Annotated in this window: 24 protein-coding genes and 2 tRNA genes; 6 read left to right on the forward strand and 20 right to left on the reverse strand. The window is 52.8% G+C overall.

Features of this window, described 5'->3' with window-relative positions:
• Window positions 1–40 precede the first annotated feature (40 nt).
• Entirely contained in the window at window positions 41–346 is a 306-nt protein-coding gene (locus FY046_RS11380) for a GIY-YIG nuclease family protein (protein WP_133844018.1), read from the forward strand.
• Here FY046_RS11380 and FY046_RS11385 read toward each other — a convergent pair.
• Entirely contained in the window at window positions 333–836 is a 504-nt protein-coding gene (locus tag FY046_RS11385) for a GNAT family N-acetyltransferase (RefSeq protein ID WP_133844020.1), read from the reverse strand. The genes FY046_RS11380 and FY046_RS11385 overlap by 14 nt on opposite strands.
• A complete protein-coding gene (gene ubiT / locus FY046_RS11390) occupies window positions 830–1,354 on the reverse strand; it encodes a ubiquinone anaerobic biosynthesis accessory factor UbiT (protein WP_133844242.1) in 525 nt (174 codons plus the stop codon). Before ubiT ends, FY046_RS11385 begins: the two co-directional genes overlap by 7 nt.
• A 208-nt stretch (window positions 1,355–1,562) precedes the next feature.
• Here ubiT and ubiU point away from each other — a divergent pair, with 208 nt between their 5' ends.
• The 3 genes from ubiU (at window position 1,563) to FY046_RS11405 (ending at window position 4,655) form a co-directional block, all read left to right on the forward strand.
• Complete coding sequence (gene ubiU / locus FY046_RS11395; RefSeq protein ID WP_133844022.1) at window positions 1,563–2,558, forward strand: ubiquinone anaerobic biosynthesis protein UbiU; 996 nt, start codon at window positions 1,563–1,565, stop codon at window positions 2,556–2,558.
• 8 nt (window positions 2,559–2,566) lie between these two features.
• A complete protein-coding gene (locus FY046_RS11400; protein ID WP_446186056.1) occupies window positions 2,567–3,445 on the forward strand; it encodes a U32 family peptidase in 879 nt (292 codons plus the stop codon).
• A 202-nt stretch (window positions 3,446–3,647) separates the two neighbouring features.
• A complete protein-coding gene (locus tag FY046_RS11405; RefSeq protein WP_133844026.1) occupies window positions 3,648–4,655 on the forward strand; it encodes a luciferase-like monooxygenase in 1,008 nt (335 codons plus the stop codon).
• Window positions 4,656–4,764: 109 nt separating this feature from the next.
• On the opposite strand, the gene FY046_RS11410 is transcribed toward FY046_RS11405, so the two are convergent.
• From FY046_RS11410 to rlmE, 17 genes are all read right to left on the reverse strand, one after another.
• Window positions 4,765–6,696, reverse strand: a complete 1,932-nt coding sequence (locus tag FY046_RS11410; protein WP_133844028.1) for a DEAD/DEAH family ATP-dependent RNA helicase — start codon at window positions 6,694–6,696, stop codon at window positions 4,765–4,767.
• 16 nt (window positions 6,697–6,712) lie between these two features.
• Window positions 6,713–6,769, reverse strand: coding sequence for a protein YrbN (gene yrbN, locus FY046_RS11415; protein ID WP_100229640.1), 57 nt, complete (start codon window positions 6,767–6,769; stop codon window positions 6,713–6,715).
• Window positions 6,770–6,873: 104 nt separating this feature from the next.
• On the reverse strand, window positions 6,874–7,758 hold the full coding sequence (gene nlpI, locus FY046_RS11420; protein ID WP_133844030.1) for a lipoprotein NlpI: 885 nt from the start codon (window positions 7,756–7,758) through the stop codon (window positions 6,874–6,876).
• Between the two features lie 129 nt (window positions 7,759–7,887).
• The gene (gene pnp, locus FY046_RS11425) at window positions 7,888–10,023 is read right to left on the reverse strand and encodes a polyribonucleotide nucleotidyltransferase (protein ID WP_133844032.1); all 2,136 of its coding nucleotides are present in this window, start codon (window positions 10,021–10,023) and stop codon (window positions 7,888–7,890) included.
• A 309-nt stretch (window positions 10,024–10,332) separates the two neighbouring features.
• Entirely contained in the window at window positions 10,333–10,602 is a 270-nt protein-coding gene (gene rpsO, locus FY046_RS11430) for a 30S ribosomal protein S15 (RefSeq protein WP_133844034.1), read from the reverse strand.
• A 232-nt stretch (window positions 10,603–10,834) separates the two neighbouring features.
• Complete coding sequence (gene truB / locus FY046_RS11435) at window positions 10,835–11,779, reverse strand: tRNA pseudouridine(55) synthase TruB (protein WP_167863386.1); 945 nt, start codon at window positions 11,777–11,779, stop codon at window positions 10,835–10,837.
• Window positions 11,779–12,192: a 30S ribosome-binding factor RbfA gene (gene rbfA / locus FY046_RS11440; RefSeq protein WP_133844038.1), complete on the reverse strand. Its 414-nt coding sequence runs from the start codon at window positions 12,190–12,192 to the stop codon at window positions 11,779–11,781. Before rbfA ends, truB begins: the two co-directional genes overlap by 1 nt.
• A 75-nt stretch (window positions 12,193–12,267) precedes the next feature.
• Window positions 12,268–14,961 (reverse strand): translation initiation factor IF-2, encoded by a 2,694-nt coding sequence (gene infB / locus FY046_RS11445; RefSeq protein WP_133844040.1) that lies wholly within the window; start codon window positions 14,959–14,961, stop codon window positions 12,268–12,270.
• 24 nt (window positions 14,962–14,985) lie between these two features.
• On the reverse strand, window positions 14,986–16,491 hold the full coding sequence (gene nusA, locus FY046_RS11450; RefSeq protein WP_133844042.1) for a transcription termination factor NusA: 1,506 nt from the start codon (window positions 16,489–16,491) through the stop codon (window positions 14,986–14,988).
• 24 nt (window positions 16,492–16,515) lie between these two features.
• A complete protein-coding gene (rimP, locus tag FY046_RS11455; protein ID WP_048914488.1) occupies window positions 16,516–16,968 on the reverse strand; it encodes a ribosome maturation factor RimP in 453 nt (150 codons plus the stop codon).
• 210 nt (window positions 16,969–17,178) lie between these two features.
• Window positions 17,179–17,255 (reverse strand) — tRNA-Met (locus FY046_RS11460).
• Window positions 17,256–17,303: 48 nt separating this feature from the next.
• A tRNA-Leu gene (locus FY046_RS11465) sits at window positions 17,304–17,390 on the reverse strand.
• A 63-nt stretch (window positions 17,391–17,453) separates the two neighbouring features.
• On the reverse strand, window positions 17,454–17,786 hold the full coding sequence (gene secG / locus FY046_RS11470) for a preprotein translocase subunit SecG (RefSeq protein WP_133844044.1): 333 nt from the start codon (window positions 17,784–17,786) through the stop codon (window positions 17,454–17,456).
• 278 nt (window positions 17,787–18,064) lie between these two features.
• Window positions 18,065–19,399, reverse strand: coding sequence for a phosphoglucosamine mutase (glmM, locus tag FY046_RS11475; protein ID WP_133844046.1), 1,335 nt, complete (start codon window positions 19,397–19,399; stop codon window positions 18,065–18,067).
• Between the two features lies 1 nt (window position 19,400).
• A complete protein-coding gene (gene folP / locus FY046_RS11480) occupies window positions 19,401–20,240 on the reverse strand; it encodes a dihydropteroate synthase (protein ID WP_159337319.1) in 840 nt (279 codons plus the stop codon).
• Between the two features lie 102 nt (window positions 20,241–20,342).
• Complete coding sequence (gene ftsH / locus FY046_RS11485) at window positions 20,343–22,253, reverse strand: ATP-dependent zinc metalloprotease FtsH (protein ID WP_133844050.1); 1,911 nt, start codon at window positions 22,251–22,253, stop codon at window positions 20,343–20,345.
• A gap of 114 nt (window positions 22,254–22,367) precedes the next feature.
• Window positions 22,368–22,997: a 23S rRNA (uridine(2552)-2'-O)-methyltransferase RlmE gene (gene rlmE, locus FY046_RS11490; RefSeq protein ID WP_133844051.1), complete on the reverse strand. Its 630-nt coding sequence runs from the start codon at window positions 22,995–22,997 to the stop codon at window positions 22,368–22,370.
• Window positions 22,998–23,125: 128 nt separating this feature from the next.
• On the opposite strand from rlmE, the gene yhbY reads away from it, so the two are divergent.
• Complete coding sequence (gene yhbY, locus FY046_RS11495; protein WP_048914482.1) at window positions 23,126–23,419, forward strand: ribosome assembly RNA-binding protein YhbY; 294 nt, start codon at window positions 23,126–23,128, stop codon at window positions 23,417–23,419.
• 142 nt (window positions 23,420–23,561) lie between these two features.
• On the opposite strand, the gene greA is transcribed toward yhbY, so the two are convergent.
• Window positions 23,562–24,044, reverse strand: coding sequence for a transcription elongation factor GreA (greA, locus tag FY046_RS11500; RefSeq protein WP_133844053.1), 483 nt, complete (start codon window positions 24,042–24,044; stop codon window positions 23,562–23,564).
• Window positions 24,045–24,293: 249 nt separating this feature from the next.
• On the opposite strand from greA, the gene dacB reads away from it, so the two are divergent.
• A complete protein-coding gene (gene dacB, locus FY046_RS11505) occupies window positions 24,294–25,727 on the forward strand; it encodes a serine-type D-Ala-D-Ala carboxypeptidase (protein WP_133844244.1) in 1,434 nt (477 codons plus the stop codon).

A 25,727-nucleotide genomic window follows, 5' to 3' on the forward strand; every position in this document is an offset into this window, starting at 1 on the left:
ACGCTAAAGTAGCCGTACTGTTTTTTATCTGAGAAACCCTATGAGCGCGGCTGCACCCGGGGACTGGCGACTGTATATTCTGCGAACCGCTAAAGGAATGCTGTACACCGGCATCACCAATGACGTGGCCAGGCGTTTTGCCCAGCACCAGAGTGGTAAAGGCGCAAAAGCATTGCGCGGTAAAGGACCGCTGGTGTTGGTATTTCACTGTGAGGCAGGGGATCGTTCGCTGGCGTCGAAGCTGGAATATCAGGTTAAGCAACTGAAAAAACCACAGAAGATCAGGCTGGTAGAACACCAGCCTGTATCACTTGTTCAATGGCTTGCTGCGCTCAGAAGCGATTAAAGGGCACGGAGAACTCGATGCGGCCTTCAACGCCATCAAAGGCGTCATCCGCCAGCTTGTACACCTGAAACGCCGCTTCAGTGCCTTCCCAGCGGCAGTGCAGCTGGTGGCGTGCAGCCGGTTCAAAGCCATAAGGACCGTAGAAAGCGGGATCGCCCAACACCACAACGGCGGCATAGCCAAACTCATTCAACGTATCCAGCCCTTCGTAAATCAACTGTTTACCCACGCCCTGCTTGCGAACGCTTTCATCAACCGCCAGCGGCGCTAATCCTACCCACTGCCGATCTTCATCGTTGAGCGTGACCGGGCTGAAGGCCGCATAGCCCAGCACCTGGCCATCGTCATCTGTTGCAACGACACCGAGGGTTAATAGCCCATCTTCCCGCAGTTGCTGCACCAGTTCCGCTTCCGCAGAGGTTGGGAAGCTACGGCGCAGCAGGCTGTCGATGCTCGCCGCATCGATGCCAATTTCTGAACGAATTAACATGTGGCACCTGCGCGATCCGCCGGGGGAATCGCGTCCTCTTTCATTCCGGCCTCAATAAAATCAGCCAGTTGCATAAGCCCGATGCGTAGCGGCGCTGGCATGGCGTCCAGATCTATCGCATCCATCATATTTTTGACTTCCAGGCCCAGTTCCGTATCACCTTCAATCAGTAAACGGCGCTGGAAAAACAGAGTGTCCGGATCCTGCCTGCGGGCGGCGATCAGCGCCAGGTCATTGGCATTGCCGCGAAACCAGACATCAGCCTCCTCACGTTCAGCGACCCGAAGCTGCCCCTGTTCCAGCGTGACTGACCAACGGAGTTCAAGGTCCTTGACCTCAATCCCCAGCCAGCGCCCTTCAAGGAAGTCCAGCTCGCCTTCCGCCAGCGCCTGCTGAAACTGCCAGCGTAACAGTGCCTGTAATAGCGGCTTCTTCACTGCAAACGGGGTAAACCGCAGTGGGAAACGCAGTAATTGCGGCCCGTGACGGACACAGTGGCTGCGTAGCGGGTTCAACACCATTATCACTCCTTACGAATAAATTTCAGCTATTTTGCCACAGCAGCAAAAAGCGTCTGACGGCTGGATCAACAAAGTGTGCGAACTCTATGAGTTTTATCAGGGTACACGAACACCATCAATACGCCATTAGCTGCCTTAAATCAAAATTTGTCTCGGCCTTCCTCACTAAACTCTTCAACTCTTCTGATTAGTTGGATCGCTTCTTATGGAACTTCTCTGCCCGGCCGGAAATCTTCCGGCACTGAAGGCCGCCATCGAAAATGGTGCCGACGCGGTGTATATCGGCCTGAAAGATGAGACCAATGCCCGCCATTTTGCGGGGTTGAATTTCACCGATAAACGCCTGCAGGAAGCCGCAAACTACGTGCATCAGCGTAAACGTAAACTCCATGTGGCCATTAACACCTTTGCCCATCCCGATGGCTACCAACGCTGGCAGCGTGCGGTGGATATGGCCGCAGATGCGGGTGCTGATGCCTTAATCCTGGCAGATATTGCCATGCTGGCGTATGCCGCAGATAAATATCCTCATATTGAACGCCATGTTTCGGTACAGGCGTCTGCCACTAATGCCGCTGCCGTACGCTTTTATCAGCGTAACTTTGATGTTGCACGCGTGGTATTGCCACGAGTGCTATCGATGCACCAGGTGCGCCAACTGGCGCGTGACACTACCGTTCCACTCGAGGTGTTCGCGTTTGGTAGCTTGTGCATTATGGCGGAAGGACGTTGTTATCTTTCGTCTTACCTGACCGGCGAGTCGCCCAATACCGTCGGTGCCTGTTCCCCCGCGCGCTTCGTTCGCTGGCAGCAAACCCAGGCAGGCCTGGAATCCCGTCTGAACGAAGTGCTGATTGATCGTTATGACAACGGAGAAAATGCCGGTTACCCCACGCTGTGCAAGGGTCGCTATAAGGTAGATGAGGCGCGCTATCATGCGCTGGAAGAACCCACCAGCCTGAACACGCTGGCACTCTTACCTGAGCTGATGGCAGCCAATATTGTCTCCGTCAAAATTGAGGGACGTCAGCGTAGCCCGGCCTATGTTGAACAGGTGGCGCGTATCTGGCGCCAGGCCATCGATCGCTGTAAAGCTGACCCGCAAAATTTCACCGCGCAGCCGCAATGGATGGCGGCGCTGAGTGCGCTGAGTGAAGGTACTCAGACAACGCTCGGTGCTTATCACCGCCAGTGGCAGTAGGAGATATCATGAAATACTCACTGGGTCCGGTACTGTGGTACTGGCCAAAAGAAACGCTGAATGCCTTTTATCAGGCTGCCGCCAGCAGTCAGGCTGACGTCATCTACCTCGGCGAATCTGTTTGCAGCAAACGCCGTGCAACGAAAACCGCTGACTGGTTGAGTATGGCGAAGTCGCTGGCCTCCGCCGGTAAACAGGTCGTTCTGAGCACTCTGGCACTGGTGCAATCCCCTTCTGAACTGACGGAACTGAAGCGCTATGTCGATAACGGCGAGTTTCTCATTGAAGCTAATGATGTGGGTGCGGTGACGCTGGCAAATGAAGCGGGCGTGCCTTTTGTCGCCGGACCTGCGCTAAATGTGTATAACGCCGTTACGCTGCAACTGCTGCTGAAAATGGGTATGACCCGCTGGTGTATGCCGGTGGAACTGTCGCGCGACTGGCTGGTGCAATTACTGAAGCAGTGTGATGAGCTGGGCATTCGCCAGCAGTTTGAGGTCGAGGTGTTGAGTTACGGTTATCTGCCGCTGGCGTACTCTGCCCGCTGCTTTACTGCCCGCTCTGAAAATCGCAGCAAAAATGAATGCCAGACCTGCTGCATTGACTACCCGCAGGGGCGACGTGTTCGCACTCAGGAAGACCAGCAGGTGTTCGTCCTGAACGGGATCCAGACCATGAGCGGCAATTGCTATAACCTCGGCAATGACCTGATCTCAATGCAGGGGCTGGTCGACATTGTGCGTCTTTCGCCGCAGGATGCAGAAACGTTGTCGATGGTGGATCGGTTCCGCGCAAACGAAACAGGCCATCAGCCACTGATGATGGCACGCAGCAATGAGTGTAATGGCTACTGGCGCCGCGTTGCAGGGCTTGAGCTGGTCAGCTAAATAGCTGTTTCATTCTGGCAGATGATGGATAATACTTTGATTGGCTAGCAGCCTAACTATCCGCAGGCACTATTGTTTCGTCTGTTCTGTGCGCACTTTATTTCTTGAGTGCTGCAAACGGACAATAACAGGGACAACAGATCCCGTAGCCTGTCGTTTTTGCACATGGCGCAGTGTCGGCCGTTAGACAAAGTGAGCAACTATGCCTGATAAAAAAAATGTTCCTCTTTCCGTACTGGATCTTGCCCCTATCCCACAGGGGGCATCCGCACGCGATGCTTTTCATTCATCACTCTCTCTGGCACAGCAGTCAGAAAAACTTGGCTTTCATCGTTACTGGCTGGCCGAACACCATAATATGACCGGGATCGCCAGTGCAGCGACGTCGGTGCTGATAGGTTATCTGGCGGCAAATACGCAGACGCTGCGTTTAGGCTCTGGTGGTGTCATGCTGCCAAATCATGCACCGCTGGTGATTGCAGAACAGTTTGGTACGCTGGAGTCACTTTATCCTGGCCGTATCGATCTTGGTCTGGGGCGTGCGCCGGGTTCTGACCAGCGTACAATGCTGGCACTGCGCCGCCATATGGCGGGTCACGTCGATAACTTCCCCGCCGACGTAGCGGAGTTGATCCGCTGGTTTGATCATTCCGGTGACGAGATGCCGATTGTCCAGCCCGTTCCGGGAACCGGGCTGAAAATTCCCGTCTGGCTGCTCGGATCCAGCCTTTACAGTGCTCAACTGGCAGCACAGATGGGCTTGCCGTTCGCTTTCGCCTCCCATTTTGCCCCGGAAATGCTGTTACAGGCGCTGGATCTGTATCGTGACAACTTTAAGCCGTCAGCGCGGCTGGAGAAGCCGTACGCGATGGTGTGCGTTAACGTTGTCGCCGCCGACAGCGAACGTGATGCGCGCTTCCTGTTTACCTCCATGCAACAGCAGTTTATTAACCTGCGCCGTGGCAAGCCAGGCCCACTGCCAGCACCGGTGGAAAATATGGATAATTTGTGGTCACCGTCCGAGCAGTACGGCGTGCAGCAGGCGCTGAATATGTCGGTGGTCGGCGATAAAGAGAAGGTGCGTCAGGGGCTGGCCGCATTGATGCGCGAAACGCAGGCGGATGAGGTGATGGTTAACGGCCAGATCTTTGATCCCCAGGCTCGCCTCTACTCCTTCGAGCTGGCGATGCAGGCACGTAACGCCTTGTAGATTCTGAGGGCGAGGCGTGCCTCGCCACTACATGATCAGAGATGGATGGCACAAATCGCAGATATAAAAAAACCAGCCCGAAGGCTGGTTTTTTATTGGGCATCAGTGATTACGCATCACGACGACGGGTAGGTGCTGCGCCGCCTTCAGTGCGTGGACCACGGCTGGTGCCACCTGGACGACGTTCGCCGCCACGGTCATTGCTGAAACGACGACCGCCTTCAGCACCACCGCGTGGAGCGCCGCCTTCACGACCTGCGCCAGAGCCGAAGCCACCACGTGCAGGGCCGCCTGGACGACGTTCGCCGCCACGGTCATTGCTGCGTGGCTGTGCATCACCAATCAGCTGCATATTCATGGGTTTGTTCAGAATACGCGTACGAGTGAAGTGTGACAGAACTTCGCCCGGCATGCCTTTTGGCAGTTCGATAGTAGAGTGAGTACCGAACAGCTTGATGTTACCGATGTAACGGCTGCTGATATCGCCTTCGTTAGCGATAGCGCCAACGATGTGACGAACTTCAACACCATCATCACGGCCCACTTCAATGCGGTACACTTCCATATCGCCAACATCACGACGTTCACGACGCGGCGCATCACCACGTGCTTCACCACTGCGTGCTTCGCGTGGTTCACGTGGACCACGGTCCGGACGGTCACCACGGCGATTGTCACGGCTGTCATCACGGTCACGGAACTGGCTGCGTGGACGCTGTGGTGCATCAGCTGGAACGATCAGTGGACGTTCGCCCTGAGCCATTTTCAGCAGTGCGGCGGCCAGTGTTTCGATATCCAGCTCTTCTTCTGGCTGCATTTTAGCCAGCAGAGCACGGTACTGCTCCAGATCGCTGCTTTCCAGCTGCTGCTGAACTTTAGCAGCAAACTTAGCCAGACGACGCTCACCCAGCAGTTCTGCATTTGGCAGTTCTACTTCTGGAATAGTCAGCTTCATGGTGCGTTCGATGTTACGCAGCAGGCGACGCTCACGGTTCTCAACGAACAGCAGAGCACGGCCAGCACGACCCGCACGACCGGTACGGCCGATACGGTGAACGTAAGATTCTGCGTCCATCGGGATGTCATAGTTAACAACCAGGCTGATACGCTCAACGTCCAGACCACGGGCAGCAACGTCAGTCGCGATCAGGATGTCCAGACGACCATCTTTCAGACGCTCCAGCGTCTGCTCACGCAGTGCCTGGTTCATGTCACCATTCAGTGCAGCACTGTTGTAACCGCTACGCTCCAGCGCTTCAGCCACTTCCAGCGTAGCGCTTTTGGTACGCACGAAGATGATTGCAGCATCAAAGTCTTCAGATTCCAGGAAACGAGTCAGTGCATCAGTTTTACGGCCATAGGCAGTCCAGTAGCTCTGGCTGATATCAGGACGTGTCGTCATGCTTGACTGGATACGCACTTCCTGCGGATCTTTCATGAAGCGTTTGGTAATGCGGCGAATCGCTTCTGGCATGGTAGCAGAGAACAGAGCAGTCTGATGATTGTCTGGGATCTGAGCCATGATAGTTTCAACGTCTTCGATGAAGCCCATACGCAGCATTTCATCGGCTTCGTCCAGCACCAGACCGCGCAGGTTAGACAGGTCTAACGTGCCGCGTTTCAGGTGGTCAAGCAAACGGCCAGGTGTACCCACAACAACCTGTGGTCCCTGACGCAGAGCACGCAGCTGCACGTCGTAACGCTGGCCGCCGTAAAGGGCCACCACGTTCAGACCGCGCATGTGTTTGGCGAATTCGGTCATCGCTTCAGCAACCTGAACCGCCAGTTCGCGGGTCGGTGCCAGCACCAGAATCTGTGGCGCTTTAACGGTAGGGTCAATGTTGTGTAATAAAGGCAGCGAGAATGCTGCAGTTTTGCCACTGCCGGTCTGTGCCATACCCAGAACATCACGGCCAGCCAGCAGATGAGGAATACACTCAAGCTGGATTGGAGATGGCTTAACGTAGCCCATGCCGGTCAGTGATTCGAGGAGGTCGGCGTTCAGGCCAAGGTCAGCAAAAGTAGTTTGGATATCAGTCATGTAGTACACGTGCCTCTTAGATTGCGGCGGCCAGTCTACATAACTCGTCGTGAAAATTTTCAGTCATTTTCATCAAAAAGTGTGAACCGGCTCAAATTAGTGGTTTCGACGAACAAAAAGGCCCTCATCCGCTAAGATGATGACTTTTCGAAAATTCGGGCAATAAAAGTTCGTCAGCTATTGCTGGTCAGATTCTGATAAATCGTCTTGTGTCTGGCCGAGTAGCGCCAGCTCCAACAATGCATATCGATGCTCAACAAAGTTGTGAACGTTGTTGGCGACCGTCAGCTTGAACAACGCTTGAGCGTTGTCCTTCTCCCCCAGACTTAGGTAGTACTTACCTAAATAGAAGTTGGTTTCACTGAGATGTTCAGCGAGCGAGGTGTTATCCGTTGCGTCCGCCTGGAGCCGTTCAGTCAGCGTTTTTTCGCTGATATCGCCCAGGTAGAACTCGACAATATTCCATCCCCATTGTTCCTTCACCGCTTTTTCGTAACGCTGCTTGAGCGAAACTTTTGCCTGGTCTGCGTTGATCTCACGTTCAGTAAGATACAGCCACAGGCTACGGAAGGGATCGTTAGGATCGTCTTGATAAAACGCCAGCAGATCATCTTGCGCCAGTTTAAATCTTCCGCCGTAATAGAGAGCGATACCTCGATTTAAACGCGCATAATTGTAAGTTGGATCAAGCTCAAGTACAGAATCGAACGCTTCATAGGCAGCATCAAAATTGCCTGCCTGCGTTAAATATATGCCTAAGTAATTGAATACTTCGGGCATATCTGGTCGGATAGACAGCGCTTGTGAAAAATCATTTCGCGCCAGTGCTCTCAGACCGAGACTATCATACAACACTCCGCGCTCATATAACAGCTGTGCGCGTTCATCATCGGTCAATGACCGACTGGCAAGTATTTGTTCCATACGAGCGAGAATGACTTCCTGTTGCAGCGTAGGCTGCAATGGAACTGCCAAAACTTCGTTCTTACGCCAATCGGTGTTGCTGCATCCTGCCAGCGTCAAAGCTGTCGCAACAATACACCAGCGCAAAAATGGCTTCATTTACCACTCCCGAAAACAAACATAGGGACGAGCATCCTGTCATCCGCCTGCCGTTCACAAGGCCATCCCGCCCTCGCGTTATAACAATCCTCCGCATCCGAAGATGCAGAGGACTCAATGGTAATGCTTTTATTCTGCTTCAGGTGCTGGTGCTGCAGGAGCTTCAGCTTCAGGCTGTGCCTGTTCGCTGGCTTCTTTGATGCTCAGGCGTACGCGACCCTGACGGTCAACTTCCAGTACTTTCACTGGCACTTCCTGGCCCATCTGCAGGTAGTCAGTCACTTTCTCTACACGCTTATCAGCGATCTGAGAAATGTGAACCAGACCTTCTTTACCACCACCGATAGCGACGAAGGCACCGAAATCAACGATACGGGTCACTTTACCGTTGTAGATACGGCCCACTTCGATTTCTGCGGTGATTTCTTCGATACGACGGATAGCAAATTTCGCTTTCTCACCGTCGGTCGCTGCGATTTTAACGGTACCATCATCTTCGATTTCAATGGTGGTGCCAGTTTCTTCGGTCAGCGCACGGATAACAGAACCACCTTTACCGATCACGTCTTTAATCTTATCAACGCTGATCTTGATGGTGTGAATACGTGGTGCAAACTGAGAGATATCGCCACGCGGAGTGCTGATAGCCTGTTCCATCACGCTCAGGATATGCAGGCGCGCACCCTTAGCCTGGTTCAGTGCTTCCTGCATGATTTCGCGGGTGATACCTTCAATTTTAATGTCCATCTGCAGCGCGGTGATACCTTCACGGCTACCGGCTACTTTGAAGTCCATGTCGCCCAGGTGATCTTCGTCGCCCAGAATGTCAGACAGAACAACAAAGTTGTCGTTGTCTTTTACCAGACCCATCGCGATACCGGCTACGGCCGCTTTGATGGGTACACCAGCATCCATCAGTGCCAGAGAAGCACCACACACGGACGCCATTGAAGACGAGCCGTTAGATTCGGTGATTTCAGACACAACGCGTACGGTGTACGGGAACGCATCGCCTTTTGGCATCACTGCCAGCACACCGCGTTTCGCCAGACGACCGTGACCAATTTCACGACGCTTAGGCGAACCGACCATACCGGTTTCACCGACAGAGTACGGAGGGAAGTTGTAGTGGAACAGGAAGTTGTCAGTACGCTCGCCCATCAGTTCGTCAAGGTTCTGCGCATCACGGGCAGTACCCAGCGTTGCGGTAACCAGTGCCTGAGTCTCACCACGGGTGAACAGTGCTGAACCATGAGTACGTGGCAGAACGCCGGTACGCACATCCAGACCACGGATCATGTCTTTTTCACGGCCATCGATACGTGGCTCACCGCGCAGAATGCGGCTACGCACAACGTTCTTCTCCAGCGTGTGCAGGATGTCGCTGATTTCGCCAGCGTCCAGGGTCTCTTCTTCCGCCAGCAGTGCTGCTGTGGTTTCAGATTTGATCACGCCAACCTGGTTGTAACGTTCCTGTTTTTCAGTGATGCGGTACGCATCGCTCAAACGAGCTTCAGCCAGTGCAGCAATACGCGCGTGTAACGCTTCGTTGACAGCTTCTGGCGTCCAGTCCCAACGTGGTTTGCCTGCTTCAGCGACCAGTTCGTTGATGGTATCGATAACGATCTGCTGCTGGTCGTGGCCAAACACCACCGCACCCAGCATCTGATCTTCGCTTAACAGCTCAGCTTCAGACTCAACCATCAGCACTGCGCCTTTCGTACCGGCAACCACCAGGTCCAGCTTGCTCTCTTTGAGTTCGTCGGTGGTTGGGTTCAGTACGTACTGATCATTCAGGTAACCGACGCGTGCCGCACCGATTGGACCGTTGAATGGCAGGCCAGACAGCGCCAGAGCAGCAGAAGCACCGATAAGCGCAACGATGTCCGGGTTAACCTGTGGGTTAACAGAAACAACGGTCGCGATAACCTGCACTTCGTTTACGAAGCCTTCCGGGAACAGTGGGCGAAGCGGGCGGTCAATCAGACGAGAGGTCAGTGTTTCGCCTTCGCTTGGACGGCCTTCGCGACGGAAGAAGCTGCCCGGGATACGACCAGCAGCATAAGTACGCTCCTGGTAGTTAACAGTCAGTGGGAAGAAGTCCTGACCTGGCTTAGGCGTTTTGCGGCCTACAACGGTGACGAACACTGCGGTGTCGTCCATGCTTACCATTACGGCTGCCGTTGCCTGGCGGGCCATCATACCGGTCTCAAGTGTGACGGTGTGCTGACCATACTGGAATTTTTTGACGATCGGATTCAGCAAAATTAGTTCCTTAACTTCAGGGCCGGTAGTTTTTTATACCGACCGTGGATTTCTAATCTTCATTCTTGCATCCTCGCGACTAATGACAACCCTGATCCCAGATGGGATAAAGCCTCTCATTAGCCGCGCGAACCTCTGCAACTGAAGATCACACTCACCAACAATACAATAGTTTGCGTTTAATTGCTGCCGCTTGCTTGAAAAAAGGGGCCATAAAGGCCCCTTTCCAGCGAAACTCGCACCAGGTTGTCCGATTACCCACTTTAGTGTTCAGATGTTCTGAAACCGTGGCGGGACAACCTGTAAGAATTAGCGACGCAGACCCAGACGTTCGATCAGGCTGGTGTAACGTGCAACATCTTTACGCTTCAGGTAATCCAGCAGCTTACGACGCTGGGAAACCATACGCAGCAGACCGCGACGGCTGTGGTGGTCTTTCTTGTGCTCAGAGAAGTGACCCTGCAGGTGACTAATCTGTGCGCTCAGCAATGCAACCTGAACTTCAGTAGAACCACTGTCATTTGCGCCACGACCGAAATCAGCAACGATCTGTGCTTTAGTTTCAACACTTAGAGACATGAGACAACTCCAAAAATTAAGATAAATGTACAGGCGCCGATCTCTAATTCAGCCACCCAGTGTAAAGCCGCGCCATTCTACTCTTAGCGCCAGACAAGCGCAAATTTACCCGTCATATTTCGAGCAGCAGATGCGTTGGCTACGCTCGCTCACCCCGGTCACATAGTACTCTATGCTCCCTGGGATTCACCAACTTGCCACCTTCCTGCAACCCGAAATATTTTGGGGAATGCTAGTCGAAATATTCTACAACCAGCCGGCGTGGCGCCACACGCCCATCTTCAGCGATTTCCGCCATGCCGATAAATTTCTGATCGTCGCCTTCCGTCACGCGTACCAGCCCACTGGCGGGGGCACCCGCCGCCTGAACAGGCATACCTTGCTTGAAGTAAGCCGCTACCGAACTCAGCAGGTTCACTACCGGGTACTCGGCCGCAGGGCTGTCCATTGGCATCAACAGGGCGTCCAGCAGGTCAGCGGGAAGCTGTTCGCTACGGTGTGCTTCTTCCGTCAGCGCACTCAACTGCTCCAGCGTAACCATTTTTTCGATCGGATAGGTGGCAACCTGCAAACGGCGCAGATAAGTGACATGTGCGCCACAGCCAAGCTTTTCACCGAGATCGTCGATGATAGTGCGAATATACGTCCCTTTCGACACGTGGATTTCCAGCTCAAGTTCATTGCCTTCATGGCGAATAAACAACAGCTCGTACACCTGAATGCTGCGCGATTCACGCGGCACTTCAATGCCTTCACGGGCATATTCGTACAGCTTACGGCCCTGATATTTCAGTGCCGAATACATCGACGGGATCTGCTGCGTAACTCCGCGGAAACTTTCCAGCGCCTGTTCAAGTGCTTCTGCCGTAAACGCCACCGGACGCTCACTGACAATGACACCATCCGCATCCGACGTATCAGTGCGCTGCCCCAGGCGGGCTATCACACGGTAACGCTTATCAGATTCCAGCAGATACTGGGAGAATTTCGTCGCTTCCCCCAGACAAATCGGCAGCATGCCTGTCGCCAGTGGGTCCAGCGCACCGGTATGACCGGCACGATTGGCGTTATACAAACGTTTCACTTTCTGCAGTGCATCGTTGGAGGACAAGCCCGTAGGCTTATCCAGCAACAGCACACCGTGGATATCGCGACCGCGACGGCGAGGACGACTCATTACTCTGCTTTACCTTCTTCCTGATTTTCTTCTGCCGGACCGCGACGCTCTTCGTCATTTCTGACCACGTTAGTCACCAGGTTAGACATGCGCATCCCTTCAACCAGCGAGTTATCGTAGAAGAAAGTCAGTTCAGGCACGATACGCAGGCGCATCGCTTTGCCGAGCAGCGTACGGATATAGCCAGAAGCGTCACCGAGGGCGCGCAGGCCACCTTTGATTGCGGCTTCATCTTTGTCGTTCAGGAAGGTCACGAACACTTTGGCATAGGCCAGGTCACGCGACACATCAACACCTGAAACGGTGACCATCATGCCAAGACGTGGGTCTTTAATCTCACGCTGCAAAATGATAGCAATCTCTTTTTGCAGCTCTTGAGAAACGCGCTGAGGGCGACCAAATTCTTTCGCCATAATATTATCTCTCTATAAAGAATTGGGAGGCCAGAAGCCTCCCAAATATTAGTGTTGCTGATTGCGGTCGTCGACTTAGTCGATGGTACGCTGGATTTCGATAATTTCGAATACTTCGATCATATCGCCAACACGTACATCGTTGTAGTTCTTCACGCCGATACCACATTCCATGCCGTTACGGACTTCGTTAACGTCATCTTTGAAGCGGCGCAGGGATTCCAGCTCGCCTTCATAGATAACCACGTTGTCACGCAGTACGCGGATTGGGTTGTGACGTTTGATGTTACCTTCCGTCACCATACAGCCCGCGATAGCACCAAATTTCGGTGATTTGAACACGTCACGTACGGCAGCCAGACCGATGATCTGCTGTTTGTACTCAGGTGCCAGCATGCCGCTCATCGCTGCTTTCACTTCGTCAATCAGATTATAGATGACGGAGTAGTAACGCAGATCCAGGCTTTCGGAATCAATCACGCGGCGCGCAGATGCATCGGCACGAACGTTGAAGCCCACCAGGATTGCGTTAGACGCTGCTGCCAGTGTGGCGTCGGTTTCAGTAATACCACCCACACCAGAACCGATGATTTTCACTTTCACTTCATCAGTAGACAGCTTCATCAGGGATTCGGAGATAGCTTCAACAGAACCCTGTACGTCAGCTTTCAGCACGATGTTCAGTTCAGACACTTCGCCTTCGGTCATGTTCGCAAACATGTTTTCCAGCTTAGATTTCTGCTGACGAGCCAGCTTAACTTCACGGAATTTGCCCTGACGATACAGTGCTACTTCGCGTGCTTTCTTCTCGTCACGTACGACGGTCGCTTCATCACCCGCTGCCGGCACACCGGACAGGCCAAGGATCTCAACCGGAATAGATGGGCCTGCAGTCAGTACTTCGCGGCCCAATTCGTCACGCATCGCACGGACACGGCCGTATTCGAAGCCACACAGAACGATATCGCCTTTGTTCAGCGTACCTTCACGAACCAGTACAGTTGCAACCGGGCCACGACCTTTATCCAGGAAGGACTCGATAACCACACCGCTTGCCATGCCCTGACGTACTGCACTCAGTTCGAGGACTTCCGCCTGCAGCAGGATAGCATTCAGCAAGTCATCGATACCGGTACCGACTTTAGCTGAAACGCTAACGAACATGTTTTCGCCGCCCCACTCTTCCGGAATGATACCGTATTGAGTCAGTTCAGTTTTAACACGGTCTGGATCAGCTTCAGGCTTATCGCATTTGTTCACCGCAACGACAACCGGCACTTTGGCCGCTTTCGCATGCTGGATCGCTTCGATAGTCTGTGGCATCACGCCATCGTCAGCCGCAACCACCAGGATAACGATATCCGTTGCCTGAGCACCGCGGGCACGCATTGAAGTAAACGCTGCGTGGCCTGGGGTATCCAGGAAGGTGACCATACCGTTGTCAGTTTCAACGTGGTAAGCACCGATATGCTGAGTAATGCCGCCCGCTTCGCCAGAGGCGACTTTGGTGGAGCGAATGTAGTCCAGCAGAGATGTTTTACCGTGGTCAACGTGACCCATGATAGTCACGACCGGAGCACGAGACTCATGCACCGCATCGGTATCACGGTCACTCATTACCGCTTCTTCCAGCTCATTTTCGCGGCGCAGAGTCACTTTGTGACCCATTTCTTCCGCTACCATCTGAGCCGTTTCCTGGTCGATGACCTGGTTGATGGTGGCCATAGCGCCCATTTTCATCATCGCTTTGATGACCTGGGAGCCTTTCACCGCCATCTTGTTAGCCAGTTCCGCTACGGTGACAGTTTCACCGATGATAACGTCACGGTTAACAGCCTGAGCTGGCTTGTTAAAGCCCTGCTGCAGGGTGCTTGGTTTACGTTTGCCGCCTTTGCCGCCACGAACCTGAGCACGCGCTTCTTCACGGTCAGTTTTCGCTTCAGAATGCTTGTTGCCTTTCTTGCGAACAGGGGCTTTAGCTGGACGTGTAGCAGTACGAGTACGACGGTCACCTTCGACCTGTGCGTCATTTTCGTCTTCTGCTGCACGAGCGTGAGTTGAAGTAGTAACGTGGTAATCAGAAGTGTCTTCCACTTCTTTAACCTGCGTCCACTCTTCGCCTTTCTCTTCCGCCATTTTACGTGCTTCTTCGGCTACGCGCTTCGCTTCTTCTTCGATCTTGCGACGCGCTTCTTCTTCAGCTTTACGCTTCAGTTCTGCCGATTCCGCTTCACGGCGGGCTTTATCGGACTGAGAAGCCCGGGTTGTTTCGTCGGTATGTTGATTGCTCACTTTATCTTTTTCCGCTGCATCACGTTTGGCTTTATCAGCTGCCTCACGTTTGGCCTGCTCCTCGGCTTCACGCTTCGCTTTGTCTTGAGCTGCGCGCTGGGCTTGTTCTTCAGCCTCGCGACGAGCCAGTTCTTCCGCTTCACGCTCTGCCTGGGCTTCCGCTTCTGCTTGTTCAGCATCAGCCGGATCGCCTTTTACATAAGTGCGTTTTTTGCGGACTTCGATTTGCACCGACTTACTTTTGCCCCCGGTGCCTGGAACATTCAAGGTGCTGCGCGTTTTGCGCTGCAGAGTAAGCTTACCAGATCCACCGCCATGTTCGCGGTTCAGATGGGTCAGCAAAGTCTCTTTTTCATGCTGGGTAACAGAGTCAGTCTCAGACTTTTGGATCCCTGCATCAGCAAATTGCTGTACCAGGCGTTCTACCGGTGTCTGAATCTCTGCGGCCAGGGATTTTACGGTTACATCTGTCGTCATGCTGTTCCTTCCTGCTACAGTTTATTACGCGTCGTCGCCGAACCAACAGATATTTCGTGCAGCCATAATCAGCTCACCAGCCCTTTCATCGTTCAGGCCCTCAATATCTGACAGATCGTCAACACCCTGCTCGGCAAGATCTTCCAGCGTGCATACGCCTTTAGCTGCCAGCTTGAAGGCCATCTCGCGCTCCAGTCCTTCCAGGCTCAGTAAATCTTCTGCCGGTTGGGTGTCGCCGAGGCTCTCTTCCTTGGCCAGTGCCAGGGTGGTTAACGCGTTTTTAGCTCGGTCGCGCAACGCTTCTACTGTCTCTTCATCAAGACCGTCGATTTCCAGCAGCTCGTTAATCGGCACATAAGCCAGCTCTTCCAGAGAAGAGAAGCCTTCTTCGACCAGAGTGGTCGCGAAGTCTTCGTCGATATCGAGATGTTTGGTAAAGACGTCGATGGCAGCATGAGCTTCAGCCTGATGCTTGGCCTGCAGGTCGTCGACCGTCATCACGTTCAGCTCCCAGCCACTTAACTGTGAAGCCAGACGCACGTTTTGGCCATTACGGCCGATCGCCTGGGCCAGATTACCGGCTTCCACAGCGATATCCATGGTGTGATTATCTTCATCCACCACGATAGAGGCGACATCCGCCGGGGCCATTGCGTTGATCACGAACTGCGCAGGATTATCATCCCACAGCACGATATCAATACGCTCGCCACCCAGCTCACTGGATACCGCCTGAACACGCGCACCACGCATACCTACGCAAGCACCGACCGGGTCGATACGTTTGTCGTTGGTTTTCACTGCGATTTTAGCTCGGGAGCCTGGATCGCGCGCAGCGGCTTTAATTTCAAGAACTTCTTCAGCAATTTCCGGCACTTCAATGCGGAACAGTTCGATCAGCATTTCCGGTTTAGAACGGCTGACGAACAGCTGAGCACCACGCGCTTCAGGGCGCACAGCGTACAGTACGCCACGGATACGGTCACCCGGACGGAAGTTCTCACGTGGCAACATATCTTCACGGATAATCACGGCTTCTGCGTTGGTGTTAGAACCATCGTTTGGACGCACTTCCAGTGAGATATTGTCACGATTAACTTTCTTCACCACGCCAGTGATGATTTCGCCTTCCTGCTCGCGGAACTGATCGACAACCATCGCGCGTTCAGCTTCACGAACTTTCTGTACGATAACCTGCTTGGCAGTCTGGGTAGTGATACGGTCAAAGGTAACAGATTCGATCTGATCTTCAACAAAGCCACCCAGGCCCAGTGATTCATCTTCGTAGACGGCGGCTTCCAGCGTGATTTCACGCGTCGGCATCGTCACTTCGTCCACAATCAGCCAACGGCGGAAAGTATCGAAATCGCCACTTTTGCGATCGATGCTGACGCGAACGTCAATTTCCTGCTCGTATTTTTTCTTGGTGGCTGTGGCCAGCGCGCTCTCCAGAGCTTCGAAAATCTTCTCGCGTGGGAGGGACTTCTCATTAGAGACCGCTTCTACAACAGCTAAGATTTCTTTGTTCATCCTGGTATGCCTCAATCCGGACTTTTAAAAGTGGGGAACCAGGTTCGCCTTCTGGATATTACTCAGCGCGAACACTTCGTCGTTACCCTCAACGGCAACAGTGATCATCTCACCCTCGACAGACTTAATGATACCTTGCCATTTTCGACGGTTCTGGACCGCCATACGCAGAACCAGGCTCACTTCTTCGCCAGTAAATCGGACATAATGTTCTGCGGTAAACATTGGTCGGTCAAGACCAGGCGAGGAGACTTCGAGGTTGTAAGCAACGGTAATTGGGTCTTCGACGTCAAATACCGCACTGACCTGGTGGCTCACATCAGCGCAATCATCAACATTGATGCCATCTTCACTATCAATATAGATGCGCAAGGTGGATGTGCGACCGCGTACAAACTCAATACCAACCAGTTCGTAGCCTAGCGCTTCTACCGGTGCTGAGATCAGCTCTGTTAATTTTTGCTCTAACGTGGACAATCCCACCCCCAAGACGTAAAAAAAGGGCCTATAGCCCAGTGATGCTGCTTCCTGATAACAAAAAACCCCGAAATATCGGGGCTTAATGCGACTGGACCCTGTAAACCGCCACTGGCGGCTCGGCACAATCCAAAAGAATTTTTTTCAAAATCAACTGAGATACGTAATGTGGAGTATACAGTTTATTTGAAAAAGAACTCTAAGGGAAAGTGGTTGCGGGGGCCGGATTTGAACCGACGACCTTCGGGTTATGAGCCCGACGAGCTACCAGGCTGCTCCACCCCGCGTCCGAATACTACGCAAAACTTGCAGAAATTGCAAGCAAAACTGAGATTTGGTACCGAGGACGGGACTTGAACCCGTAAGCCCATGCGGGCACTACCACCTCAAGGTAGCGTGTCTACCAATTCCACCACCACGGCACTAAAGAGGCGACTTTTTTATTTCTGTCGCGTCGAAACGGTTACTGCAACTTCATTTACTGCTTACTGCGGGATATCGCTGCCCGGTGTTACCGGTTTCGCTGGCTGAGTCTGTTGGGACTGCGCCGGCTGAGTCAGGTTTTCCCACTCGCTTCCTTTCTGGGTTTTGTTGCTGTTGATGTTACCCAGAACCAGACTGATAATGAAGAACAGGGTCGCCAGTACTGCAGTCATACGGGTCATGAAGTTACCAGAACCGTTAGAACCAAACAGTGTACCAGAAGCGCCTGCACCAAATGATGCTCCCATATCAGCGCCTTTACCTTGCTGAAGCATGATCAGACCGACAAGGCCGATTGCCACAATAAGGAAAACTACTAAAAGAGCTTCGTACATAATCAACCTTGTTCCTGGTGCGTTAAACGCACATCAAAAGCTTCAAGCCAGTTAGTCTTAATAAGTAGTTAACGACCTACCTATGAAGCGGGTGTGAATACTAACCAAAGGTGACCGCACGTGCAAGGGCAATTTCATACGCCATAACTGATTGCGGAAAAAAACGACAAAAGGCGGTTTTTTGGAGAAAAAACACACGCTTTAGCCCAAAAAAATCCTATGCACTCTGTAAATTACCTGCCCGGTAAGACTTAAAAAAGATCGTCCCGGGCATCGGGTTAAACTGCTTTTACTGCATCAGCAATGCGGTGCGCCAGCGCAGTCACCTGCGCTTCATCCTCACCTTCCACCATCACCCGGATGAGAGGCTCGGTGCCTGACTTACGTAACAATACGCGTCCACGCCCTTTTAATTCGGCTTCAACCTCAGCAGTCACCGCTTTGACCTGGCTGTCTTCCAGCGGGTCATTGGCACCACTGAAACGCACATTTACCAGAATTTGTGGCAACAGTTTCATTCCACTGCACAGATCGTGCAGGGTCATATGGTTACGCACCATCGCAGTCAACACCTGCAAACCTGCAACAATACCGTCGCCCGTGGTAGTTTTATCCAACAGGATAACGTGACCTGAGTTCTCAGCCCCCAGGCGCCAGCCCTTCTCTTTCAGTTTTTCCAGTACGTAGCGGTCACCCACTTTGGCACGTGCGAACGGAATACCGAGCTGTTTCAGCGCCAGTTCAAGGCCCATGTTGCTCATCAGTGTGCCAACCACGCCGCCGCGCAGTTGCCCCTGGCGCAGCCCTTCCCGGGCAATAAGATAGAGGATCTGATCGCCATCCACTTTGTGGCCAAGGTGGTCAACCATCATGATACGGTCGCCATCACCATCGTAAGCCAGACCAACATCGGCTTTTTCTGCCAGCACACGCTCCTGCAACAGACGGAGATCGGTCGCACCGCACTCTTTGTTGATGTTCATACCGTCCGGCTGCACACCAATCGCGATGACCGTAGCACCCAGTTCACGTAATACGTTTGGCGCGATGTGATAAGTGGCACCATTCGCGCAGTCGACCACAATTTTCAAGCCATTCAGACTCAGCTCGCTCGGGAATGTCCCTTTGCAGAACTCAATATAGCGCCCGGCAGCATCAACGATACGGCTGGCACGTCCCAGTTCTGCAGATTCGACACAGGTAATCGGTTTTTCCATTTCCGCTTCGATCGCTTCTTCCACTTCATCCGGCAGCTTAGTGCCTTCAGTAGAGAAGAATTTGATGCCGTTATCGTCAAAGGGATTGTGTGACGCAGAAATCACAATGCCGGCTTCTGCACGGAAGGTGCGGGTCAGATATGCGATAGCCGGGGTTGGCATCGGACCGGTGAATGCCGCAGACAGACCCGCGGCGGCCAGGCCTGCCTCCAGTGCAGACTCCAGCATATAGCCAGAAATACGCGTGTCTTTACCAATAATGATCTTCTTGGAACCATGACGCGCCAGCACTTTACCTGCAGCAAAGCCCAGCTTCAGCACGAAGTCCGGAGTAATCGGAGACTCACCCACTTTGCCGCGGATGCCATCTGTACCAAAATATTTACGCTCACTCATACTATTTTTCTTCCCTTGCAGACTGTGTGGCTTCGACGACGCGCATCGCCTCTACGGTTTCTTTCACATCGTGGACGCGCAGAATATGGGCTCCCTGCATGGCGGCAATCACTGCACAAGCGAGACTCCCGGTCAGGCGCTGGGATGGCCCGACATTCAATAGCTGACCAACCATACTCTTGCGTGACATTCCTACCAACAGCGGCAGGCCAAAGTGGTGGTAATCCGCCAGATGCGCCAGCAATTGATAATTGTGGGAGAGATTCTTACCGAAACCGAAACCGGGGTCGAGCAACAGTTGTGATTTTTTGATCCCGGCGGCTTCACAGCGGGCGATATGCTCGACAAAAAAGGCATCCACATCCTGTAAAATGTTCTGATACTGCGGTGCCTGCTGCATCGTTTTCGGCTCACCTTGCATATGCATCAGGCAGACAGGAAGACCGGTTTCCGCTGCTGCTGCTAACGCGCCAGGTTCCTGCAGGGAACGAATATCATTGATGATATGCGCGCCTGCCCGTGCAGATTCGCGGATAACGTCAGGTTTCGAGGTATCGACTGAAATCCAGACCTCAAAACGCTGTGCGATGGCTTCCACGACCGGCATAACCCGGTCCAGCTCCTGTTGAACACTGACCTCTACCGCACCGGGACGCGTGGATTCACCGCCCACATCAATGATGGTTGCACCTGCGTTGATCATCTCATTGGCATGAGTCAGCGCCTGGATTAACTCATTATGCTTGCCGCCATCGGAAAAAGAGTCAGGAGTGACATTTAAAATCCCCATTACGTGAGGATGTGAAAGGTCGAGCACGGAATCTCTGGCGTACAGCTTCATAACAAATTTTCTCCGGTAACAGGGATAAAAAAACCCCGGTCAGCGCCGGGGTTTTGATGATATCAATTTTACAGCACAGCAGATGAAAGCGCTGCGCAGTTTTTACATAGTGCTGGTAGGCGTCGGCGGATCATCAACCGGGCGCGGTGCCTGAGGGCTGCCACCATTTTTATCGGAGTTGTCAGAGCTGGTGCTCTCTTCCCAACCCGCTGGTGGACGCACTTCACGGCGTGCCATCAGATCGCTAACCTGTGGAGCATCAATGGTTTCATACTTCATCAGCGCGTCTTTCATCGCATGAAGGATGTCCATGTTCTCATCCAGAATACGGCGAGCACGGGCGTAGTTAGTATCAATCAGTTTTTTCACTTCCTGATCGATAATACGCGCCGTTTCATCAGACATGTGTTTCGCTTTTGCCACTGAACGACCAAGGAACACTTCACCTTCTTCTTCAGCATACAGCAGCGGACCCAATTTCTCTGAGAAGCCCCACTGAGTCACCATGTTGCGCGCAACGCTGGTGGCCATTTTGATGTCTGAAGAAGCACCGGTAGAGACATAGTCTGGACCATAGATGATTTCTTCAGCCAGACGGCCACCGTAGGCGACGGAAATACGGCTTTCCAACTTCTGACGGTTGGCGCTGATCTCATCACCCTCAGGCAAGAAGAATGCGACGCCCAATGCACGTCCTCGCGGAATAATCGTCACTTTATGCACCGGGTCATAACCGGGTACCAGTGTACCGACAATCGCGTGACCGGCTTCGTGGTAGGCCGTCGACTCTTTCTGCGCTTCGGTCATCACCATGGAGCGACGTTCTGCACCCATCATGATTTTATCTTTGGCTTTTTCGAACTCAACCATCGATACCACACGCTTATTGCCGCGTGCCGCAAACAGAGCCGCTTCGTTGACCAGGTTAGCCAGGTCAGCACCGGAGAAGCCTGGAGTACCACGTGCAATCACAGACGGTTCCATATCAGTCGACAACGGTACACGACGCATATGGACTTTCAGGATCTGCTCACGACCACGAACATCTGGCAGACCCACCACAACCTGACGGTCGAAACGGCCCGGACGCAGTAATGCCGGGTCCAGCACGTCAGGACGGTTAGTTGCCGCGATCACGATGATGCCTTCATTACCTTCGAAGCCATCCATTTCAACCAGCATCTGGTTCAGGGTTTGCTCACGTTCATCGTGACCACCGCCCAAACCGGCACCACGCTGACGGCCCACTGCATCGATTTCATCGATGAAGATAATGCACGGCGCAGCTTTTTTAGCCTGTTCAAACATGTCACGAACGCGGGATGCACCCACACCAACAAACATTTCAACGAAGTCAGAACCGGAGATGGTAAAGAAAGGCACTTTCGCTTCACCGGCAATCGCTTTTGCCAGCAAGGTTTTACCGGTACCCGGAGGACCGACCATCAGTACGCCTTTCGGAATTTTACCGCCGAGTTTCTGGAAGCGGCTAGGCTCACGCAGGTATTCAACCAGCTCGCTGACTTCTTCTTTTGCTTCGTCACAACCGGCAACGTCCGCAAAGGTGGTCTTGATTTGATCTTCTGTCAGCATGCGGGCCTTGCTCTTGCCGAAGGACATCGCGCCCTTTCCGCCGCCGCCCTGCATCTGACGCATAAAGAAGATCCAGACACCGATAAGTAGCAGCATTGGGAACCAGGAGATGAAGATCGACGCCAGCAGGCTCGGCTCTTCTGGTGGTTCACCCACTACTTTCACATTTTTAGTCAACAGGTTGTCGAGCAACTTAGGATCGTTGACGGGAATGTAGGTCGTATATCGATTACTGTCTTTTTTGGTTACGTTAATCTCACGCCCGTTAATACGTGCCTCGCGGACCTGATCCTGGTTCACTTCCGACAGGAAGGTTGAATAATCAACCCGACGGCCATTCGACTCGCTGGGCCCAAAGCTCTGGAATACAGACATCAGCACGACTGCGATGACTAACCAGAGAATCAGGTTTTTCGCCATGTCACTCAAGGGATTAACCTCATATTACAACGGTGTTAACAGACAGCGTAGGGTACTCTATATCCTTCACACTTGGAATCGCTGAGGTGCTGACAGCCAATCCAGTTATTCTGGTTACAGTTTGCGCCCTGTCGCTACAATGTACACTTCACGCGAACGAGAGCGCGAAGCGTCCGGCTTACGAATTTTTACTTTCGTAAACAGGGAGCGAATTTCCCGGAGGTATTCTTCAAAGCCATCTCCCTGAAACACTTTCACTAAAAAGCTTCCACCAGGTGCCAAAACGTCACGGCACATTTCCAACGCAAGCTCACATAAATACATAGACCGGGGAATATCGACGGCAGGCGTACCCGTCATGTTGGGTGCCATATCTGACATCACAACCTGAACCTTGGTCTCACCTACGCGTTCCAGCAGAGCCTTCAGCACCAATTCATCACGAAAGTCGCCCTGAAGGAAATCGACACCGACGATAGGATCCATCGGCAGAAGATCACAAGCAATAACGTGACCCTTTGCCCCAATCTGGGTAACCACATACTGCGACCAACCACCGGGAGCCGCGCCGAGATCCACCACAGTCATCCCAGGTTTGAACAGTTTGTCGCCTTGCTGTATCTCATCCAGTTTAAACCAGGCGCGCGAGCGCAGCCCTTTTTTCTGTGCCTCAAGCACATATTTATCGCTAAAGTGTTCCTGTAGCCAGCGGCTGGAACTGGCCGAACGCTTTTTACCTGTCATACAATTTCCAACTATGATTCAACGTAAGCGATAAATAAACCGCTCAAATCAGCGCTGCCGATTTGGTGATACACCCGAGATGGCGGTAGAATGACCCGTTTTCAATCCCAATGTAAGTAAAAAATACGATGAATCTGAGTACCAAACAAAAACAGCACCTGAAAGGTCTGGCCCATCCGCTGAAGCCAGTTGTTATGCTGGGCAACAATGGTTTGACCGAAGGGGTGCTGGCCGAGATCGAACAAGCACTGGAGCACCATGAACTTATCAAGGTGAAAATCGCCACAGAAGATCGTGAGACGAAAGCCCTGGTAGTTGAGGCCATCGTGCGCGAAACGCGTGCAGTCAATGTGCAGGTTATCGGCAAGACGCTGGTACTGTACCGTCCAACGAAAGAGCGCAAGATTTCCATTCCGCGTTGATGAGCAGGTCGGTTTTCGGGCCGACTTGTCCATACTAAGCTCAGGACTGGAGAAAGTGCCATGCTCCTGATTCTGATAAAAGGCCGCGTTGCGGCCTTTTTCTTATCTTTACAAAACCTCAGTTATTTTGAGGACTGTAAAATTAAAGATATTCTACTTTTAAGATTTCATATTCCACATCGCCACCTGGGGTTTTGATAATGGCAATATCATCAGCAACCTTGCCCACCAGGCCACGTGCCATTGGTGAGTTCACTGAAATCAGATTCTGCTTAAAGTTCGCTTCATCATCCCCTACGATACGGTAGGTAGACTCTTCATCAGTGTCCACATTCAGCACGGTCACTGTGGCACCGAAAATCACGCGGCCGTTAGCATTGCCCGCCATTTTGGTGACATCAATCACCTGGGCATTCGACAGCTTGGCTTCAATTTCCTGAATACGGCCTTCGCAGAATCCTTGCTCTTCACGAGCAGCATGATATTCAGCATTTTCTTTTAAATCGCCGTGTTCGCGAGCATCTGCAATTGAGGCAATAATTCTAGGGCGTTTAACGGTTTTCAGCTCTTCCAGCTCTTCGCGCAGTTTTTCCGCGCCCCTCAACGTCATCGGAATCTGGTTCATCTCAATACCTCTTAAAATCTATCCTGTTTAAAGTGTCGTCATCCTGACGGGTGGCATGCAGGAAGGGCGTCCTGCGGCGCTTACTACTGATTTGAAACGAAAGAAGCCTGACCCGGAGCAAGCTCCAGGGCAGGTTCGATTTTGCAATTTGATACGTATTTTACCCCAGAGTTCCCTGGGGGTCATCGTTTACTTTCCACCGCAATGCACCGTAGTATGACAGCATCACCTGTCAGTTACCGCGAGATTATGCGATTTTCACGAATTGTCACCGGCTTTACCTGCGCATTTATGCTGCAAGCGCAGGCTGCGCCCGTCGAAGACTATACCCAATATTTACCCGACGGCGCCAATCTGGCGCTGGTTGTGCAGAAAATTGGTGCCACAACGCCAGCTATCGACTATCACAGCCAACAGATGGCACTGCCCGCCAGCACCATGAAAGTGATCACTGCTCTCGCCGCGTTGTTACAACTCGGCCCGGATTATCGCTTTCATACACAGCTGGAAAGTAAAGGCAGTGTGAGCGGCGATACACTGCGCGGCGATCTGGTGGCTCGTTTCGGTGGCGATCCCACCCTGACACGCCAGGATTTGCGTAATATGGTCACCGCACTGAGAAAACAGGGTGTGGAACACATTGATGGCAATCTGGTCATTGATACGTCCGTTTTTGCCAGCCACGATAAAGCGCCCGGCTGGCCGTGGAATGACATGACGCAATGCTTCAGTGCCCCGCCCGGCGCTGCCATCGTTGATCGTAACTGCTTCTCGGTATCGCTTTATAGTGCGCCAAACCCGGGTGATAAGGCGTTTATTCGCGTCGCATCTTACTATCCGGTGAATATGTTCAGCGAAGTCCGCACGCTGGCTAAAGGCTCCCCTGATGCGCAGTATTGCGAGCTGGATGTGGTTCCGGGTGAGCTTAATCGCTTTACCCTCACGGGTTGTCTGACCCAGCGTTCTGAGCCATTACCGCTGGCTTTTGCCATCCAGGACGGGGCCAGTTACGCAGGCGCGATCCTGAAAGCTGAGCTGCAGAATGCCGGGATTGACTACACCGGCCACCTGGTCAGGCAGACTCAGGTCACACAGCCCGGTACTGTACTGGCCGAAACGCAGTCAGCACCGCTGCATGATCTGTTAAAAATTATGCTGAAGAAGTCAGACAATATGATCGCTGACACCGTTTTCCGCACCATCGGCCATGAACGCTTTGGCGTGCCGGGTACATGGCGGGCAGGATCGGATGCAGTCCGTCAGATCCTGCGTCAGAAGGCGAATATCGATCTGGGTAACAGCATTCAGGTCGATGGATCCGGGCTGTCGCGTCACGATCTGATCTCTCCGGCAACCATGATGCAGGTACTGCAATATATTGCGCAGAATGATGAGCAATTAAATTATATTTCGATGCTACCCTTAGCGGGTTATGACGGCACATTACGCTATCGCGGCGGTCTGCACGAAGCTGGTGTTGATGGCAAGGTATCGGCAAAAACGGGGTCTTTACAGGGTGTGTATAACCTGGCTGGCTTTATGACAACCGCCAGCGGACAACGTGTTGCCTTTGTGCAGTTCCTGTCAGGATACGCTGTGCCACCGGAAGATCAGCGCCAGCGCCGTATTCCTTTGGTTCGTTTCGAAAGCCGCTTGTACAAAGACGTTTATCAAAATAATTGA

The organism is Erwinia sp. 1181_3, from assembly GCF_052824965.1.

What these genes read in the sequence shown, in the direction of transcription:
- ftsH (WP_133844050.1), bottom strand. Translation starts at nt 22,253, where the DNA reads ATGGCGAAAAACCTGATTCTCTGGTTAGTCATCGCAGTCGTGCTGATG.
- rbfA (WP_133844038.1), bottom strand. Translation starts at nt 12,192, where the DNA reads ATGGCGAAAGAATTTGGTCGCCCTCAGCGCGTTTCTCAAGAGCTGCAA.
- FY046_RS11385 (WP_133844020.1), bottom strand. Translation starts at nt 836, where the DNA reads ATGTTAATTCGTTCAGAAATTGGCATCGATGCGGCGAGCATCGACAGC.
- ubiU (WP_133844022.1), top strand. Translation starts at nt 1,563, where the DNA reads ATGGAACTTCTCTGCCCGGCCGGAAATCTTCCGGCACTGAAGGCCGCC.
- FY046_RS11400 (WP_446186056.1), top strand. Translation starts at nt 2,567, where the DNA reads ATGAAATACTCACTGGGTCCGGTACTGTGGTACTGGCCAAAAGAAACG.
- secG (WP_133844044.1), bottom strand. Translation starts at nt 17,786, where the DNA reads ATGTACGAAGCTCTTTTAGTAGTTTTCCTTATTGTGGCAATCGGCCTT.
- FY046_RS11380 (WP_133844018.1), top strand. Translation starts at nt 41, where the DNA reads ATGAGCGCGGCTGCACCCGGGGACTGGCGACTGTATATTCTGCGAACC.
- FY046_RS11410 (WP_133844028.1), bottom strand. Translation starts at nt 6,696, where the DNA reads ATGACTGATATCCAAACTACTTTTGCTGACCTTGGCCTGAACGCCGAC.
- yhbY (WP_048914482.1), top strand. Translation starts at nt 23,126, where the DNA reads ATGAATCTGAGTACCAAACAAAAACAGCACCTGAAAGGTCTGGCCCAT.
- infB (WP_133844040.1), bottom strand. Translation starts at nt 14,961, where the DNA reads ATGACGACAGATGTAACCGTAAAATCCCTGGCCGCAGAGATTCAGACA.
- nlpI (WP_133844030.1), bottom strand. Translation starts at nt 7,758, where the DNA reads ATGAAGCCATTTTTGCGCTGGTGTATTGTTGCGACAGCTTTGACGCTG.
- nusA (WP_133844042.1), bottom strand. Translation starts at nt 16,491, where the DNA reads ATGAACAAAGAAATCTTAGCTGTTGTAGAAGCGGTCTCTAATGAGAAG.
- FY046_RS11405 (WP_133844026.1), top strand. Translation starts at nt 3,648, where the DNA reads ATGCCTGATAAAAAAAATGTTCCTCTTTCCGTACTGGATCTTGCCCCT.
- rlmE (WP_133844051.1), bottom strand. Translation starts at nt 22,997, where the DNA reads ATGACAGGTAAAAAGCGTTCGGCCAGTTCCAGCCGCTGGCTACAGGAA.
- folP (WP_159337319.1), bottom strand. Translation starts at nt 20,240, where the DNA reads ATGAAGCTGTACGCCAGAGATTCCGTGCTCGACCTTTCACATCCTCAC.
- dacB (WP_133844244.1), top strand. Translation starts at nt 24,294, where the DNA reads ATGCGATTTTCACGAATTGTCACCGGCTTTACCTGCGCATTTATGCTG.
- truB (WP_167863386.1), bottom strand. Translation starts at nt 11,779, where the DNA reads ATGAGTCGTCCTCGCCGTCGCGGTCGCGATATCCACGGTGTGCTGTTG.
- rpsO (WP_133844034.1), bottom strand. Translation starts at nt 10,602, where the DNA reads ATGTCTCTAAGTGTTGAAACTAAAGCACAGATCGTTGCTGATTTCGGT.
- glmM (WP_133844046.1), bottom strand. Translation starts at nt 19,399, where the DNA reads ATGAGTGAGCGTAAATATTTTGGTACAGATGGCATCCGCGGCAAAGTG.
- greA (WP_133844053.1), bottom strand. Translation starts at nt 24,044, where the DNA reads ATGAACCAGATTCCGATGACGTTGAGGGGCGCGGAAAAACTGCGCGAA.